Origin of the sequence: Streptomyces thermodiastaticus, from assembly GCF_014656135.1 — a bacterium.
Taxonomy (GTDB): domain Bacteria; phylum Actinomycetota; class Actinomycetes; order Streptomycetales; family Streptomycetaceae; genus Streptomyces; species Streptomyces thermodiastaticus.
Window position 1 is genome coordinate 50,601 of sequence record NZ_BNBV01000021.1, and the last position, 16,489, is coordinate 67,089.

13 protein-coding genes are annotated in these 16,489 nt (G+C 73.1%); 5 read left to right on the plus strand and 8 right to left on the minus strand.

The window, feature by feature from the left end; all coding sequences use genetic code 11:
- Positions 1-92: 92 nt before the first annotated feature.
- Positions 93-476, plus strand: a complete 384-nt coding sequence (locus IE286_RS19025) for a BlaI/MecI/CopY family transcriptional regulator (protein WP_189797967.1) — start codon at positions 93-95, stop codon at positions 474-476.
- 94 nt (positions 477-570) lie between these two features.
- Here IE286_RS19025 and IE286_RS19030 read toward each other — a convergent pair whose 3' ends face one another.
- Both IE286_RS19030 and IE286_RS19035 read right to left on the minus strand, forming a co-directional pair.
- Positions 571-2,928: a glycoside hydrolase family 65 protein gene (locus IE286_RS19030; protein ID WP_189797968.1), complete on the minus strand. Its 2,358-nt coding sequence runs from the start codon at positions 2,926-2,928 to the stop codon at positions 571-573.
- Complete coding sequence (locus tag IE286_RS19035; RefSeq protein ID WP_189797969.1) at positions 2,925-3,677, minus strand: HAD family hydrolase; 753 nt, start codon at positions 3,675-3,677, stop codon at positions 2,925-2,927. The genes IE286_RS19030 and IE286_RS19035 overlap by 4 nt, the downstream gene beginning before the upstream one ends.
- Before the next feature lie 185 nt (positions 3,678-3,862).
- Between IE286_RS19035 and IE286_RS19040 the strand changes: the two genes are divergently transcribed.
- The 4 genes from IE286_RS19040 to IE286_RS19055 all read left to right on the plus strand — a co-directional run bounded on the left by IE286_RS19040 (position 3,863) and on the right by IE286_RS19055 (position 9,209).
- Positions 3,863-4,552, plus strand: a complete 690-nt coding sequence (locus tag IE286_RS19040) for a nucleoside/nucleotide kinase family protein (protein WP_189797970.1) — start codon at positions 3,863-3,865, stop codon at positions 4,550-4,552.
- A 263-nt stretch (positions 4,553-4,815) separates the two neighbouring features.
- The gene (locus IE286_RS19045) at positions 4,816-5,730 is read left to right on the plus strand and encodes a MurR/RpiR family transcriptional regulator (RefSeq protein WP_189798026.1); all 915 of its coding nucleotides are present in this window, start codon (positions 4,816-4,818) and stop codon (positions 5,728-5,730) included.
- A 326-nt stretch (positions 5,731-6,056) separates the two neighbouring features.
- On the plus strand, positions 6,057-6,431 hold the full coding sequence (locus tag IE286_RS19050) for a hypothetical protein (RefSeq protein ID WP_189797971.1): 375 nt from the start codon (positions 6,057-6,059) through the stop codon (positions 6,429-6,431).
- Positions 6,432-6,872: 441 nt separating this feature from the next.
- Positions 6,873-9,209: a SpoIIE family protein phosphatase gene (locus IE286_RS19055; RefSeq protein WP_189798027.1), complete on the plus strand. Its 2,337-nt coding sequence runs from the start codon at positions 6,873-6,875 to the stop codon at positions 9,207-9,209.
- A gap of 162 nt (positions 9,210-9,371) precedes the next feature.
- Here the strand turns inward: IE286_RS19055 and IE286_RS27670 are convergent, their stop codons facing one another.
- The 6 genes from IE286_RS27670 to IE286_RS19080 all read right to left on the minus strand — a co-directional run bounded on the left by IE286_RS27670 (position 9,372) and on the right by IE286_RS19080 (position 16,297).
- Positions 9,372-9,506 (minus strand): hypothetical protein, encoded by a 135-nt coding sequence (locus tag IE286_RS27670; RefSeq protein ID WP_267969701.1) that lies wholly within the window; start codon positions 9,504-9,506, stop codon positions 9,372-9,374.
- 64 nt (positions 9,507-9,570) lie between these two features.
- Positions 9,571-10,506: an AfsR/SARP family transcriptional regulator gene (locus tag IE286_RS19060; protein ID WP_189797972.1), complete on the minus strand. Its 936-nt coding sequence runs from the start codon at positions 10,504-10,506 to the stop codon at positions 9,571-9,573.
- A gap of 230 nt (positions 10,507-10,736) precedes the next feature.
- Complete coding sequence (locus IE286_RS19065; RefSeq protein WP_189797973.1) at positions 10,737-12,548, minus strand: helix-turn-helix transcriptional regulator; 1,812 nt, start codon at positions 12,546-12,548, stop codon at positions 10,737-10,739.
- Positions 12,549-12,810: 262 nt separating this feature from the next.
- Positions 12,811-14,205 (minus strand): MFS transporter, encoded by a 1,395-nt coding sequence (locus tag IE286_RS19070; protein ID WP_229863143.1) that lies wholly within the window; start codon positions 14,203-14,205, stop codon positions 12,811-12,813.
- Between the two features lie 77 nt (positions 14,206-14,282).
- Complete coding sequence (locus IE286_RS19075; protein ID WP_189797975.1) at positions 14,283-14,744, minus strand: hotdog fold thioesterase; 462 nt, start codon at positions 14,742-14,744, stop codon at positions 14,283-14,285.
- Entirely contained in the window at positions 14,741-16,297 is a 1,557-nt protein-coding gene (locus IE286_RS19080) for a class I adenylate-forming enzyme family protein (protein WP_372462536.1), read from the minus strand. The genes IE286_RS19075 and IE286_RS19080 overlap by 4 nt, the downstream gene beginning before the upstream one ends.
- Positions 16,298-16,489 lie beyond the last annotated feature (192 nt).

The following is a 16,489-nucleotide window of genomic DNA, read 5'->3' on the forward strand; positions in this document are numbered from 1 at the left end:
CGAATCAGGCACAACGTACCCCGCGTCGGGGTGCGGTGCCGGGTGGGCTGCGCCGGACGCCGGACTGTTCACGCACTGCAAAGGGTGAGGGCATGGCTGGTGGAGAGCCTCATGACAGACCGGGACGGCGCGGCCCGGGCGAGCTGGAGAGCGACATCCTCGCGACGCTGTGGGCGGCCCGGCGGCCGCTGACCCCGGCCGAGATCCAGGTGCGGCTCGGCGGCGGACTGGCGTACAACACCGTGCACACCGTTCTCGGCCGGCTGTGCGGCAAGGGGCTGGTGCTGCGCCAGGCGGACGGGCGGCGCGGCGCGTACCGCCCCGCGAAGAACGCGGCCGAGGTGACCGCCCAGGCCATGCACGACGCCCTGGGCCGCGGCCCCGACCCGGTCGCCGCGTTGCGGCAGTTCGTCACCCGCCTGACCCCCGAACAGGAACGCGTGCTGCGGGACCTGCTCACCGGCGATGCGGCGTGACGGCAGGCGCGGCGCCGGTGCCTGACGGCCGCGGGCGCGGCGCCGGTGCGTGAGGGCGCCGTCGCGTCCGCGCGTGCGGGGATGGACCGGCCGGTCAGCGGTGCCTGCCGCGGCCGGCCTGGGGGCGGCGGTGCGGCGGCTGTTCCAGGGGCGGCAGATGCGGCTGCGGCGGCACCGGGCGGGCCACGGGTGCACCGGGTTTCAGCTCGACCTCCTCGCCGTGGTGACGGACCGTCACCGGCGGCCCGGACAGCAGCGTGTAGGCGGCCTGCTCCTGGGTGATCTCCACGGCCAGCCGGCGTCCGCGGAACAGCAGACGGAAGGCGAGGCGGCTGAACCGCTCCGGCAGCCGCGGGGAGAATTCCAGCACGGTCCCCGAGCGCCGCGCGCCGCCGAACCCGGTCACCAGTGCCATCCAGGTGCCGGCCAGCGAGGCGATGTGCAGCCCGTCGCGGGTGTTGTGCTCCAGGTCCTCCAGGTCCATCAGGGCCGCCTCGGCCGTGTAGTCGTAGGCGAGCCGCAGATGGCCGGTCTGCGCGGCGATCACCGCCTGGATGCACGCCGACAGGGAGGAGTCCCGCACCGTCAGCGCCTCGTAGTAGGCGAAATCGCGGGCGATGTGCTCCTCGTCGAACTCGTGCCCGCAGGTGTACAGGGCCAGCACCAGGTCGGCCTGTTTGACCACCTGTTTGCGGTACAGGTCGAAGTAGGGGAAGTGCAGCAGCAGCGGGTACTGGTCGGCGCGGGTGCCGGCGAAGTCCCAGCGCTGGTAGCGGGTGAAGCCCTCGCTCTGCTCGTGCACCTTCAGTTCGGGGTTGTACGGGATGTTCATGGCCTCGGCGGCGTCCCGCCAGGAGGCGCTCTCCTCGTCGTCGGCGCCGAACCGCTGCGCCTGTTCCGGGTACCGTTCGACGGCCTCGGCGGCGGCCAGCAGGTTCCCGCGGGCCATCAGGTTGGTGTAGACGTTGTCGTCCGCGATGGCGCTGTACTCGTCGGGGCCGGTGACACCGTCGATGTGGAAGGTGCCGCGGTGGTCGTGGTGGCCGAGCGAGCGCCACAGCCGGGCCGTCTCCACCAGCACCTGGAGCCCGGTGTCCCGGGCGAACTCCTCGTCCCCGGTGGCGGCTACATAGCGCACCAGGGCGTGCGCGATGTCGGCGTCGACGTGGAAGGCCGCCGTGCCGGCGGGCCAGTACGCCGAGCCCTCCCGGCCGTCGATGGTGCGCCAGGGGAAGGCGGCGCCGCGCAGCCCCAGCTGGGCGGCGCGTTCCCGGGCCGCGGGCAGGGTGTTCTGCCGCCAGCGCAGTGCCTCTGCCACGGCCTCGGGCGCGGTGTAGGTCAGCACGGGCAGCACGAACATCTCGGTGTCCCAGAAGGCGTGCCCGTCGTAGCCGGAACCGGTCAGTCCCTTGGCCGGGATCGCCCGTTCCTCGGCGCGTGCGCCGGCCTGCAGCACATGGAACAGGCCGAACCGGACGGCCTGCTGGATCTCCTCGTCACCGTCCACCTCGACGTCCGCACGCGCCCAGAAGTCGTCCAGGCAGGCGCGTTGTTCCTGCGCCAGGCCCTCCCAGCCGTCCAACGCGGCGGCCGCCAGGGCGGCGTCCACCTGGTCGCTCATCGCCGGCAGCGAGCGGGTGCCGGACCAGCCGTGCGCGACGATCTTCTCCACGCGCAGCACCTGCCCCGACCGCAGCACGGAGGCGATGGTCAGCCGGGCCAGGTCGGGGTGGCTCTCGCTCGCGGTGGTGATGTGGCCGGGGCCGGTGACGACATGGTCGGCGGCGACGGCGACCCGCAGGCCGCTGCGGCGGGTGCGGTGCACCAGCCGCAGCCGGTGACCGCAGGCGAAGTTCTCCTCCGGCTCCAGCGGGGACTGCAGGGCGAGCGCGGCGCGCGGGTCGCCGCCGGACTCGGGCAGCTGCTCGTTGGCGACGAGTTCGGACTGCACGACGATGCGGACGTGGCAGTCCACGGGCTCCACCTCGTAGGCCACCGCGCCGATGGACCGCTGGGTGAGGGAGATCATCCGGGTGGAGCGGACCTTGACCCGGGTCCCGGCGGGCGAGCACCACTCGCAGGTCCGCTCCAGCACCCCTCGGCGCAGGTCGAGGACGCGCTGGTGGGACAGCAGCCGTCCGTAGCGCAGGTCGAACGGCTCGTCGTCGACCAGCAGCCGCAGCACCTTGCCGTTGGTGACGTTGATGACGGTCTGCCCGGACTCCGGGTAGCCGTAGCCGGCCTCGGCGTACGGCAGGGGATGCAGCTCGTACACCCCGTTGAGGTAGGAGCCCGGCAGGCCGTGCGGTTCGCCCTCGTCGAGGTTGCCGCGCCAGCCCACGTGGCCGTTGGACAGCGCGAACACGGACTCGCTCTGGGCGAGCACGTCCAGGCTCAGCTCGGTCTCGCGCACGCTCCATGGTTCGACGGCGTACGAGCGGTGGGTGATCATGCTGTGCCTCCCTGGTCGCCGAGGAGTTGGGCGAGGTCGTCGACGACGATGTCGGCTCCGTGCCGGTACAGGGCGTCGCGCTGCCCGGCGCGGTCCACTCCGACGACGTATCCGAACCGGCCCGAGCGGCCGGCCTCCATCCCGGCCAGCGCGTCCTCGAACACCGCCGCCCGGTCCGCGTCGACACCGAGGTCGTGCGCGGCGGCCAGGAACGTGTCCGGGTGCGGCTTGCCGGGCAGATTGCGCTCGCGGGCGACGACACCGTCGACGCGGACGTCGAAGAGGTGCTCGGCGCCGATCGACCGCAGCACTTCGACGGTGTTGGCGCTGGAGGAGACGATGGCCGTCCTCAGCCCCTCCGCACGCACCGCGTCCAGGTAGCGCAGGGTGCCCTCGTACGCCTCCACGCCGCCGGTGCGGATCTTCCGCAGGACCAGCTCGTTCTTCCGGTTGCCCACCCCGTTGACGGTCGCGGCGTCCGGCGGGTCGCCGGGGCTGCCCTCGGGCAGCCGGATACCGCGGGAGGCGAGGAAGGTGCGCACCCCGTCGGCGCGGGGCCGGCCGTCGACGTACCGGTCGTAGTCCGCGACCTGGTCGAACGGGCGGTATCTGGGGCCTTCCCGCTCCCGCAGGAAGGCGTCGAAGGTCTCCTTCCAGGCGGCCGCGTGCACGGCGGCCGTCCTGGTGACCACCCCGTCGAGGTCGAAGAGGCAGGCGAGGATCTTCCGGGGCAGACCGAGCTGTGTCATACAGGCCGCGTTTCCCGGATCGCGGAGTTCACCGGGATCGTCACGGAGTTCCCCGGCTTCGTCACGGAGTTCTCCGGGATCGTCCACGTTCCCCGGCGTCCTCCCGGCCGCTCACGGCCCCTCGGCCGCCTCCGCCGCCGCGGAACCGGTCCGGCCGGGTGACAGCGGGTGACACACTGGGGCGCGTGCCGCTGACCTTCGACGATCTTCTTTGCCGTGCCCGGTCCCTCGTCCGCGACGGCCACCGGGCCGTGCTCGGTGTCGCGGGCAGCCCCGGCGCGGGCAAGTCCACCCTGGCCGAGCAGCTCGTACGGGCCCTGAACGGCGACGGGGAGCCGTGGGCCGCCCACGTCCCGATGGACGGCTTCCACCTGGCCGACGCCGAACTGGCCCGCCTGGGGCGCCTGGACCGCAAGGGTGCGCCGGACACCTTCGACGCGGCGGGCTACGCGGCGCTGCTGCGGCGGCTGCACGAGGAGTACAGGGCGGACGGCAGCGGCGAGACCGTCTACGCGCCCGGCTTCGAGCGCGTGCTGGAACAGCCGCTGGCGGGCGCCGTGCCCGTGCCGCCGGCCGTCCGGCTGGTGGTGACGGAGGGCAACTACCTGCTGCTCGGCACCGGCGCCTGGGCCCGGGTGCGCCCGCAGCTGGACGAGGTGTGGTTCTGCGAGCTGGACGAGGACGAGCGGATCCGCCGGCTGATCGCCCGGCACGAGCGGTTCGGCAAGGACCACGAGGCGGCCGTCGCCTGGGCGCTGGGCCCCGACCAGCGCAACGCGGACCTGGTGGCGGCGACCCGCGGCCGCGCCGACCTGGTCGTCCCCGCCTCGGCGCTGCCGTTCCGCCCCGCCACCGACCCCGCCACCACCGGCTGAGCCCGGCCGCCCGGCGACACCGGGGCGGGAGACCGTCCAGGGCACGCCGGCCGACCCCGGCACGGCGAGGAGTGCCGCGCGCCCGCGCCGCACGGTGTCCCGCCGGCCGGTGACCGGACGGCCGGTGACCGGCAGGAGAAGGCCGCAGGAAGGGCCGGCAGGAAAGGCCGCAGGAAGGGCCGCGGGGAAAGGCCCTGCGCGCCCTGGCGGCGAGGGCCGGTGAGCTATGTTGAAACGCTGTGGGAGACAAGTCAGGCGCCTCGGTGCCCTCGCCGCAGCAAACTCGCGCGCAGGCGTCCGCCATCACCGCGCACCGGCCTGCCGCACCGGCCGAGCCGGCCCCCGCGTCCCAGCTCAGAGCGCTCTTCGACCGGCCCCGGCTGTCTCCCGGGCACCGCCGCATCGCCCAGTACCTGATCGAGAACATCACCGAGGCGGCCTTTTTGTCGATCACCGAGCTGGCCGACCGGGTCGGGGTCAGCCAGCCCTCGGTGACCCGGTTCGCCGGCGCGGTGGGCTTCAGCGGCTACCCCGCCCTGCGGGAGAAGCTGCAGGCCATCGCCCTGCGCACCCTCGCGGGCGGCACCGAGGCGGAGCGGGTCAACGAGCTGCAGGCGGCGGTCGACGCCGAGATCGAGAACCTGGAGAACCTGCGCCGTGACTTCGCCGACCCGCAGCGGGTGATCACCGTCGGGCGCGAGCTGTCCCGCTCGGAGCCGCTCACCGTGCTCGGGCTGCGCATCTCGGTGTCGCTGGCCGAGTACTTCGCCTACGCGGCGCGGCGCATCCACCCGGACGTGCGGCTGGTGACCCGCGGCGGCAGTGTCGCCTACGACGCGCTGCTGCAGTCCCGCGAGGCCGGCGGCACCTGGGTGCTGGCCTTCTCCCTGCCCCGGCACGCCCAGGAGACGCTGTCCGCCATCCGGGTCGCCCGCAGCGCCGGGCTCAAGGTCGCTCTGATCACCGATCTGGCCCTGGGCCCCGTGGCCGACGAGGCCGATGTGACCTTCGCGACCGGCACCGGGTCCCGCCTGGTCTTCGACTCCTACGCCGCACCCGGCGTGGTGTGCGCCGCCCTGCTGCAGGCCATGACCGACGCCGACCCGGAGCGGACCCAGGCCCGGCTGGAGGAGTACGAGCAGCTCGCCGAACGACACCAGTTCTTCCTGAGGGACTGAGCGGGCACCGCGAGAGCCTTCCGTCGTCCCGCCGGACAGGGGCGTTGCCATGGCTCCGGCGGCACACCCTGCGCACGGACCGGACCGCGACCGGACGTGCGCTCACCCCTCCCCGCACATGAAAGTTTTCATGCGTCTTGCCAAGTGAACGGCATATATAAATACTGCTCTCGGATCACGGCCCGACCCCTCAGGGCCGGCTCCACGGGGCGTTCCGGCCGGGCATCACCCGCGCCGACGCTCCCCGGCGGACCCGGCCACCCCCTGGGCCGGGGCCGCCGCCTGGCTGGACGGCCACGCCAGGACGCACACCGGAAGCGACGATCATGCCTGTGACCACCCCGCGCCTCAGCCCGGACTGGCCCTGCCAGGTCAAGCCGCCGGGCAGCTACGACTGGCAGCGTTCGGCGACCAGGTGGCTGCGCGAACTTGTGCCCGCACGCTACGGCGGCTACCCCGCACTGGTGCGCCACCCCGTGCTGCTGGCCCGCCACGCCCATCTGCAGGTCCAGCAGGAGATCCGTGTGGCCCGCACGGCTCTGCAGACCGCGCGCACGGACCTGCCCGGCCTGGGCATGCCCGAGTCCGTCATCGAGCACACGATCAAGCTGTACGCGGCGGAACTGGCACAGTTGCAGCACATCGCCCGCAGTGTGCGGGCGGTGACCCGGGCCCTGGTGGAGCACGGCACCACCCGCTGAGTCCCACGCCCGCGTTTCCCGTCCGGCCCCGGCCGGGGCCCGTCCACGAAACGAGGCCCATGCATCCCGACCGGTCGCGACCCGGCCGGCCGTGCACCCCGGCCGGCCCGGACGGTGCCCCCTCGGACCGAGGAGCACACGACGTCCCGGATCGGACAGAGGCCGGTGGATTCCCGGACCAGGCCCTCATCGGTCCCGGGGCGGGCCCTCATCGGTTCCGGAGCGGGTCTTCGCCGGGTCCCGGACCGGGCGCAGGGTGCATGGGCCCTGCCCCGGCGCGCTTCCGTCTCACACACTCCGATACGCCGATGACGTGATCCGACCGCCCGTGTGTGCGATGCTCGTCCCGTGGCGAGCGAACGGTGCTCCTCCTCGGCGTCGGGCGACGCGGTACCCGGTCTGGCGGAGCTCGCCGAGGTGGTGGCCAGACAGCGGGCCGAGATGGACCGGCTGCAGGAGCAGGCGGCCATCTCCGCCGTGGTGGAACGCGCCAAGGGCGCTGTGATGGCACTCACCGGCTGCACGTCCGAGGCCGCTCACGAGGAACTGGTCCAGCGGGCCAAGACCGCACGTCACACTCTGGTGGAGGAGTGCTGGATCACCCTCGGCAGCCTGGTCCCGCCGCCGGACTGGTCCCCCTCTCGTGCGTCCCCGGCGCAGGCCTCCGGCCCGGACGACACCCAACCGGCCGGTCACCGGCCGGCTCCCGTCGCGGCGCCGGCACCGGCGTCCGACGGGGACGACAGCGACGATTTCGCCGCCCTGGCCCTGCTCGGGCGGGCGCTGGTGCATGTCGGCAGCCCTCACGATCTGGCCCGCTGTGTGCACAGGCACCTGGCCGGGCCCGTCGGGGCGGACGCGGTGCTGCTGTACCGGCGGCTGCCGGGCGGAGGACTGGACCTGATCGGGCACGCCGGCATCGACGAGACACTGGCGCACCAGTGGCATCACATACCGCCCCTCAGCGATGTCGCCGCGTTCGAGGCCCTGGAGGCCCACGAGCCGCGCTGGCTGGAGGATCGCGTCCGGGACGGCAAGCGGTACCTGCTGATCAACTCCCCCGGACGGCACTGGTCGTCCCGGGCCTGGCTGCCCATGCGCGGCGACGGCCGGGCGGACGTGGCCATGGGGGTGCTGCGCACCCGCGACGGGCCGTTCGACCGGCACTCCCGTGCACTGCTGCGCGGCGCCGCGCGGTTGTGCGCCGGCCGGCTGCGTGCCCTGGACACGCGTCCCGAGCACGCCACGGGCGCACCTGAGGAGGTCCGTGCGCTGTTCTCCGGCCTGCCCGTGCCCACCGCGCTGCTGACCCCCCTGCGCTCCCCCTCGGGCGAGGTGGACGACTACCGCGTCGACGCCGCCACCCCGCAGACCGTGGACGTACTGGGGCGCAGCGGCCCCGACCTGGTCGGGCGGCGCGCCCTGGAGTGCTGGCCGACGCTGGCGGAGGAGCCGCTGTGGCAGGGCCTGCAGGGCACCCTCGACGACGGTGAGCCGTACGAGAGCGAGCCGTACGCGCAGCAGGAGGTCGCCGCCGGCGGACGGGAACTGTCCCTGTACTCGGTGCGGGCCTCGCGGGCCGGCGACGGGCTGCTGGTCACCTGGCTGCGCCAGGAGTCCTCGGACCGCCAGGTGCAGCGTCTGGCGGACGTGCAGCGCCTCGGGCGGCTCGGCTGGGCCACGTGGAACCTGGTCACCCGTGAGGCCGCCTGGTCCTCGCAGGCGTACGAGCTGTGCGACCGCTCCCCCGAGCAGGGCCCGATGCGTTTCGAGGAGCTGGCCCGCCTCCCCGTGTCCGACGACGCACCGGCGCTGGCCCGCGCGGTGCGCGCACTGCTCGACCACGGCGAGCCCTTCAGCGTGCTGTTCCGCAAGAAGTCCGGGTCCGGCCTGCGGCATCTGCGCATCGTCGCGGAAGCCGTCCTTGACGCCGACGGCACTCCGGTCCAGGTCCACGGCTTCGTGCAGGACCTGACCGCGCAGCGCAGCGCGGAACTGGCCCTGCGGGAGAGCGAGCGGGCGATCGCGGCGCAGCAGGGCGTCCTGCATGCCGAGCGGATGCTGGCGGGACGGCTGCAGCACGCGCTGCTGCCGATGCCGCGCCGGCCGCTGCGGCTGGCCGGACTGCGGGTCGACCTCGCCTACCTGCCCGCCCAGTCGGGCCTCCATGTCGGCGGTGACTGGTTCAGCGCGATCGACCTGCCGAACGGCGACGCCCTGTTCGTGGTCGGTGACGTGGCCGGGCACGGTCTGGACGCGGTGGCCACGATGGCCCAGCTCCGGTTCACCGCCAAGGGCATGATCCTCACCGGTTCCTCGCTGACCGACGCACTGGTTCGGCTGAACACGCTGCTGCTGCACTCCCTGGACACCAGGGGCACGGCCACGCTCGTCCTGGCCCATTACCAGCCCGCCGAACACCGGCTGGTGTGGGCGCAGGCAGGGCATCTGCCGCCGCTGCTGCTGCGGGAGGGCCGTCCGCGCTATCTGAAGCGTCCGCTGGGCATGCTGCTGGGCGCGACCGAGGAGCCGCCGTTCGAGGAGGCGGAGTGCCGGCTGCAGCCCGGTGACCGGCTGCTGCTGTTCACCGACGGGCTGGTCGAGCGGCCCGGCGAGGGCATCGGGACGGGCCTGGCACGGCTGGCGAAGACCGTGGCGGAGCACCACCGCACGGACGCGGCCGGCTCCCTGGATCCCCTGCTCACCGCCATGCTGCAGGGCGAACGCCGCGACGACGTGTGCGTGCTGGACATCCGGGTGCCGCGGGAGACGGCCTGACGCTCTCCCCTTCGACGGGAGGATTCCCGCCGTGCCGCCGCTGCGTCCAGGCGTCAGGCCGGGGGTGATGCGCTCGTCGTCGGTGCCGAGCACGGTACGGGCGATCCAGCAGGCGGAGAAGCGGTGGCCGCTCGCGTACGTGCGCAGCGCGGCCGGCAACAGTCATGCGGCGCCGATGTGTTCACCGCGGGAGAGGGCGAGCACCGCCCATCCCGCGGTCCCCGCGCTCATCACGCCGGTCCACAGCGCGGTACGGCGTACAGGGCTGCCGCGCAGGCGCCGCCCCTGGAGGATCATGCATGCACTGCTTCGGATGCGCGCCGGACGCCGCGGTGCTACGTGCCGGTGTGCTCAGCAGGTGCTACGTGCCGGTGTGCTCAGGAGCGGACGCGGAGGTCGCGCCGCCGCATGAGACACACCATGAGGTGGCGATCTGCTTCCGTTCCGCACGGAGTGAGGCGTTTTCACGTTGCAGCGCGGCCAGCCGGATGTAGGCGTCCTGCGGCAGCACGGTTTTGTGACCGCCGAGTTCCGGACGCTGTTCCAGAATTCTCTGTTCCAGGGCCCGAAGACGCTGCGACGGATCTAATCCGAGTTCTTCGGCGAAACGCCGTTTGACATCCCGGTAGACATTCAGCGCGTCCGCCTGCCGGCCCGCGTGATAAAGAGCCCTCATGAGCTGGGACTGGAGAGTCTCCCGGAAAGGATGCTCCGCGGCGCTCGCCATCAGCTCCGGAATGATGCGATGATGCCGGCCCAGTCGCAGCTCCAGTCCGAAGCAGCGCTCCAGTGCGCTCATGCGCTCCTCGTCGAGCCGGGCCGCAGCCGCCCGGACGAGCGGCCCGGTGAGCCCCTCGGCGGCGGGACCGCGCCACAGGCCGAGCGCCGAGCGCAGCAGCCGTACCGCCTCCGCATCGTCCCCTGCGGCCTCGGCCCGGGCGGCCCGGTCCACCAAGGCGGTGAAGCGCCGCACGTCGACACGGTCTTCGGGAACGGTAAGGCGGTAGCCCTGACTCTCGGTGCTGATCACATCCGGCAATCCGCCCTCGGCCAGCACGCGCCGCAGCCGGGAGACGCAGATCCTCAGCTGCACCTCCGCGGTCTGCGGAGCCCGGCCGCCCCAGATGCCGTCGATCAGCCGCGCGCCGGTGATCGTCTTGCCGACGTCCAGCAGGAGCAGCGTGAGGAGCGTCTGCTGGCGGGCCCCCGCGACAGCGATCTCCTTACCTGCCGCAATGATTTCCAGCGGGCCAAGGATATTGCAGGAAAACTCGCCGTCAGCGATGTCCGGTCGCATTCCACTCCCCCTCCTTGGCGATGCTTCGGGCGACGCAACGCTACCCTGCTACCGGTCAGTAACAGCCTGTGACGAGCGCCATGAAAGAAAGTTGCGTGGCACGGTAAACCAGAGGGGCGGGTCGGGCAACGTGAAGTCGGGTGAGGTGCAGGAAGAGCAATGCGCCGGTTGCCGAAATCCATATTCTGTGGACATAGTGTGCCGGTTCGGAAAAGGTGCCCGGCCGCGACTCAGCCCAGCAGCCGGGCCAGCTCGACCCGGGAGGCCACGCCCAGCTTCCGGAAGATCTGCCGCAGGTGGTAGTTGACGGTGTGCGGCGAGCACGACACCCGCGTCGCCACCTGCTTGTTGGTCAGCCCCTGCGCGACCAGCCGCGCGATCCGGTGCTCGGCCGCCGTCAGCGTGCTTCCGGCCGGTGCGCCGGCCTGCTCCGGGCGGGCCGCGGGCTCGGCACCGGCGGGCCGCTGCCGGCCCTGCGCGCTCTCCCGGAGCAGCGCTTCCAGGCGGGCCACGGCGGCGTGCGCGCCGATCGCGTGGTATCGCTCGGCCGCGGCCCGCAGATGGCGGCGCGCCATGCCGGTGTCGCGTCCGCGCCGGCCGAGCAGCAGCGTCCCCAGGTCCTCGCTCGCCGCGGCGGCGGCCCAGGGCGCCCGGTGCTCGGCCGCCGCGTGCTCCAGGGCGTCGGGGTCCTCGTGCAGCAGCCCCCGGGCATGGGTCGCGGCGGCGGCCAGGCCCGGGTGCGCGGGGTTCCGCTCCGCGAGCCGCTCGACGCGCCGGGCGACCGCGGCGGCCAGGGAGTTCTCCTCCGCGGCCAGGCTCAGCCGCACCAGCTGGGCCGCGGCTGCGGGGTCGCGCACGAACAGCGACGGCCTGGTGAGCAGATCGGGGTAGCGCTCCACCAGCAGGCCGACGGCGCCGCGCGCGTCCATGCCGGCCGTGGCCACCTGGAAGTCGGCCCAGGTGTGCCGCAGGGAGAGGAACGAGCCGGGCTGGGCGACGAGTTCCATCCGGGCCCGCCACACCTGGTCGGCGGCCTCGCCCCGCCGGCCGCGAGCCAGTGACAGCAGCGACAGCAGGGACAGGCCTTGCGAGGCGGTCAGCCGGGCGTGGGTGCGCTGGGCGAGCGAGACCCCGGAGGAGATCTCGGCCTCCGCGGCCTCGGTGCGGCCCGCCCCGAGCAGCAGCCGGCCCCGTACGATCGCCGCCTCGGCCCGGGCCCGCTGGTGCCCTGGGCGCTCGGCCAGCTCGCTCGTCCGTGTCAAAGCCGCCTCCGCCTCGGCGAACCGGCCGAGCTGGGTCAGCTTCACGGCCAGCGCGAGCGAGGAGTACGGGCGCCAGCCGGGCGGCAGGACGGCCTGGTCCGCAGCCAGCGCCTCGCGGGCGCACCGGAGCGCCTCGTCCAGATGTCCCGCCGCCCACTCCAGGTTGGACAGCACCACGGCGGCGACGACCGGGACGGCCCCCGGTCCGCCCGCCCGGACCATGGCCCGGGCGCGCTCCCGCCGCCCCTGCTCGTCAGGGCCGAACAGCGAGAGGACCCGGGACGCCTCGGCCTGGGCGGACGCGGGGTCACCGGTGAGGGAGAAGCTCTCGGCCAGGGCCTGGTGGGCCGCCTCCGCGGTCCGCGGGTCCAGTGGGCCGCTCGGGTTGTCGTGCGACAGGAACAGGGCGGACACCAGGGCGTCCGGGGTCGCGTGCGCCTCCGTGGCCGGCTGCCCCGACGGCCGGGCGGCCTGTGCCCCGCGCAGCAGAGTCCGGCGCACCGGTGCCGGGATCCGGGCGTGCAGCGCCATACGGACGTCGCGGGACCGGAAGGCGAGGCGGTCACCGGAGAACCGGATGAGCCCGGCCTCGACCGTCTCCTCCAGGGCGGGCAGCATCGACAAGGTTGTCACCGACTGCAGCCGGGCGATCTCCTGCAAGGTGAACACATCGCCGACGAGCGCGGCTGCCTGGGCGAACTGCCAGGCGGACTCGGACAGTTCAGCGTAGACCGAGGCCGCCTCGAGTGGTGCTTCGTGGGGGACTGCGTGGTCCAGCATGCGGGTTCCATCAGCTTCGCTCGGCCGAACTCCTGGGTCGTCCCGAGAGTCTGCGGGCCGGCGGGGAAGCCGGACAAGCCGGAACGGCCGTACCGGGCGCCGCGGATGCCGCGGTGATACGCCCGTGATACACGGCGGATACACGATCGTCACTGCGCACGGGCCACCGTGGTCACCCGATGCCGGCAGCACGGGGAGAACGACACGGTGGCCCGGCGGGTTCGTATACGAACAGGCGAACGGACGGACGGAGGAGCCCGTCTCACGCCTCGGCGGTCTTCTCCTGAGCGGCGATCCGCCGGAAGACCCCCATCATGCCCATCACGACCAGCACCATCGCCAGGCACACGGAGGTGGCCGTCACCATCGCGTCCGGGTAGCCGGTACCCGGCCTCTCGTCCCCCGCGACGGCGAAGAACACCGCACCGACGGCCGCGACGCCGGCCGAACTCGCGAACTGCTGCGCCGTGGTCAGCGCACCCGACGCCATGCCGGCCTTCTGCGGCGGCACGCGCAGCAGGGCCGCGCCGATCAGCGAGGGCAGGACGACACCGTTGCCGAGGCCGACCAGGCACAGGCAGCCGCAGATCCAGGCGACCTCGGAGTCCGCGCCGGCCGCCTGCACCCGCAGCAGCAGCGCCAGCAGCCCCAGGGCGATCACCGCAGAGCCCCCGATCAGAGCGTTCATGCCGAAACGGGCCGTCAGGCGCTTGCCCACCAGCGACGACACCATGTAGCTCGCCCCCATCGGCGTGAACGTCAGACCGGCTTCGACGGGGCTGAGCGAGAGGCCGCCCTGGAGCAGCAGTGTCAGCGTGAAGATGAAGCTGCCGAAGTAGATGTAGAAGGCCGCGCTCGCGATGATGCCGGCCCGGAACGACGAGCCGTGGAACAGCGTCAGGTCGAGTACGGGGGAGCCGCCGCGCGTCCCCAGCGCCCGCTCCCACCACAGGGTCAGCGCGCCGAGCAGCACACCGCCCGCCATGGACAGCCAGGTCCACACCGGCCAGCCTGAGGAGTGACCGAGCGCCAGCGGCACCAGAAGCAGGGCGAGGGCGGCACTGAGGCCGACCGCGCCCACCGGGTCGAGGCCGGCGCCCCGGCCGGAGTGCGCCGGGGGCAGCACCCGCGGGGCACACAGCGCGACCAGCGTGCACACCGGCACGTTCACCAGGAAGATGACGCGCCAGCCCAGTCCCGCGATGTCGGCGTCGAGCAGCAGCCCGCCGAAGAGCTGCCCGGCGATCGAGCCGATGCCCGCCGTCACGCCGTAGGCGGCGATCGCCCGGGGCCGCTCCGCCGGGGCGAACGTCGCCGTGATGGTCGCCAGCACCTGGGGCGCCATCAGCGCCGCGGTCAGCCCCTGGAGCAGCCGGGCCGCGATGAGCTGCCCCGGGCTCACGGCGATGCCGCACAGCAGCGAGGCGAGGCCGAACCCGGCCATACCGATCGTGAACAGCCGCCGGTGACCGTACAGGTCACCGAGCCGGCCGCCGGTGACCATGCCGCTGGCGAGGGCGAACGCATAGCCGCCTACGATGAGTTCGAGGGCCGTGGCACCGGCCCCGAGGTCGCTTTGTAACGACGGCGCCGCCACGTTCACGACGAAGAAGTCGAACTGGGTGACGAAGGTGCCCGCCAGCAGAACGGTGAGCATGGCCGCGGTGGACGCTCTGCGCGGTGACGTCCCGTCGGGCGTGTGGGTGTGCGCGCGGGTGGATGGAGCCGCTTCGGTCATCTTTTTCCTCGTTGCATGCGCTGAGCGGTGTTGGGGGCAACGGTGATCCGCGCGGTGCACGTACGCCGGCCCGCCTCATCGGTGATCACCACATCGTACGAGGCAAGGGTCGGCCCGAGGGCCAGTGCGGTCGCCACCGCGGTCACCACACCGCTGCGCACCGGCCGGTGGTGCGTGGCGTTGACATCGACCCCGAGGGCGATATGGCCACCGCCCGCGTGCATGGCCGCGCCGATGGACCCGAGGGTCTCGGCGAGCACCACGGACGCGCCCCCGTGCAGCATGCCGTACAACTGCTTGTTGCCGTTCACCGGCATGGTGGCGACGAGCCGTTCGGGCGACGCCTCGACCAGCTCGATGCCCATGCGCGCGGCGAGGGTCTCGGGGCCGCCGGGCCGGGTGATCCACGCCGACAGGTCGGCGCTCTCGTCCGGCCCGGCGGCGGAGGACTGGGTCATCGGGCCGCCGCTTCCTTCGTCTCGGTGGCGAACCGGCCGGTGGCCGAGGCCGTGTAGGCGTCGAGGTCCGCGTACTTCTCCCGTAGCTTGCGCTTGAGCACCTTGCCGGTGGGGCCGGTCGGGATGGCGGCCTCGTCGAGGGCCGTCTCCAGCAGCGCCAGCGGCGGCTGGCCGGCTTCGCGCAGCGCCGCGTTGGCCCGTGCCAGCAGCTCGGCCGGGTCCGCGTCGGCGGGCGCCCGGACCACCGCCACCGGCACCTGGACGCCCGCGCGCCCTCCCGCGGCCACCGCGCAGTCCGCCGCCTCCGGCAGGGCGAGCAGCAGGATCTCCTCCATCAGCACCGAGTAGCCGGCGCCCTCGGGGGTGTGGATCGTGTCCACCGCGCGGTCCACATGGAAGAAGTCCTCGCCCTTCCGGTAGGCGAGATCACCCGACAGCCAGTAACCGGCAAGCTTGCTGCGGTAGTACGTGTCGGCGTCGTTCCAGTACCCCGGGATGACGGACTTGCTGCGCAGCCCGAACAGGCCGACCTCGCCGTCGGCGGCCGGGGTGCCGTCCTCGCGCAGCACCGCGACCTCGCCGGCCGGCACCGGGTTGCCCAGGAAGCGGGGGCGCGGCGGGGTGTCCTGGGTGACATAGCGGCGCAGCGTCGCCCAGCCCAGCTCCGACGATCCGAGGCCGTCGCTGAAGACCGAGCCCGGCCGGCGCTCGCCGTCCACCACATGGTGGCCGTACCGGATCAGCTTGCGGATGTGCGCGTCGTGCGCCGAGTCACCGGTGTTCTGCCACTCCCGGACCGAGGCGAAGTCCTCCGGGTCCAGCTCCATGGAGGCCAGCTCCGAGTACGTCTGGTTGAACGCCAGGATGCGGGTCGGACGGTGCTCCCGGGCACCCCGCGCCACCCCGGGCCCGGTCTGGTCGGAAAAGGAGATCAGCGGCAGGCCGCACAGCAGCGAGTAGAAGGTGTACGCGATCGCCGACGAGTGCGACTGCGGCACCGCCGACAGCATCACCGTCGGGTCCTCCGGCACGGACAGCCGCCAGCCCGGACCGGCCAGGCTCTGCCGGTGCGCCCAGATGACCGGCTTCGGGGTGCCGGTGGTGCCGGAGGAGTGGCACAGGAACACCGGGTCGTCGTCGCCGTGCCGGTACAGCGCCCGGTCGGGCAGGCTCCGCCGGCCGAGGACCCGCACGTCGTCGGCGGTGACGGTCCAGCGCAGCGTCCCCAGCTTCTCCTGGCGGCCGTCCAGCAGTGCCAGGTGAGCCGCGTCGGTGTACAGCCCGACCGGGTCGGTGCGCGCCATCAGACCGAGGGCCGGCTCCGGGTCCATGCGCCCGTTGACGAGCAGCGGTATCGCGCCGATCCGGGCCAGGGCCGCCAGATGGACCTGGTCGTCGAAGGAGTCCTCGATGTAGACCGCGACCCGGTCGCTGCGCCGCACCCCGCGGTCCCAGTAGAACGACGCCCAGGACTCGGCCAGTTCGTCGAGCTGCCGCAGATTGAATTCCGACTGCGGCACACCGTCGACATTCATGACCGGGCGATCGGCCACAAGGCAGGTCAGGTCCGGATGCGGACTGAATTCGAGCGCCTTTCTCCACGCATTCCCGCCGCCCACGGACGTGTCTTCGTAAATGCGCCGGCGGGCGTCCTGATCGAGCATGGATCGCGTCGTGAGCGGCATGTTCACCTGGCCTTGGTCGGGTGCAGGGAGACGCGCGGCGAGGGGGCGCGCCACGTCGGT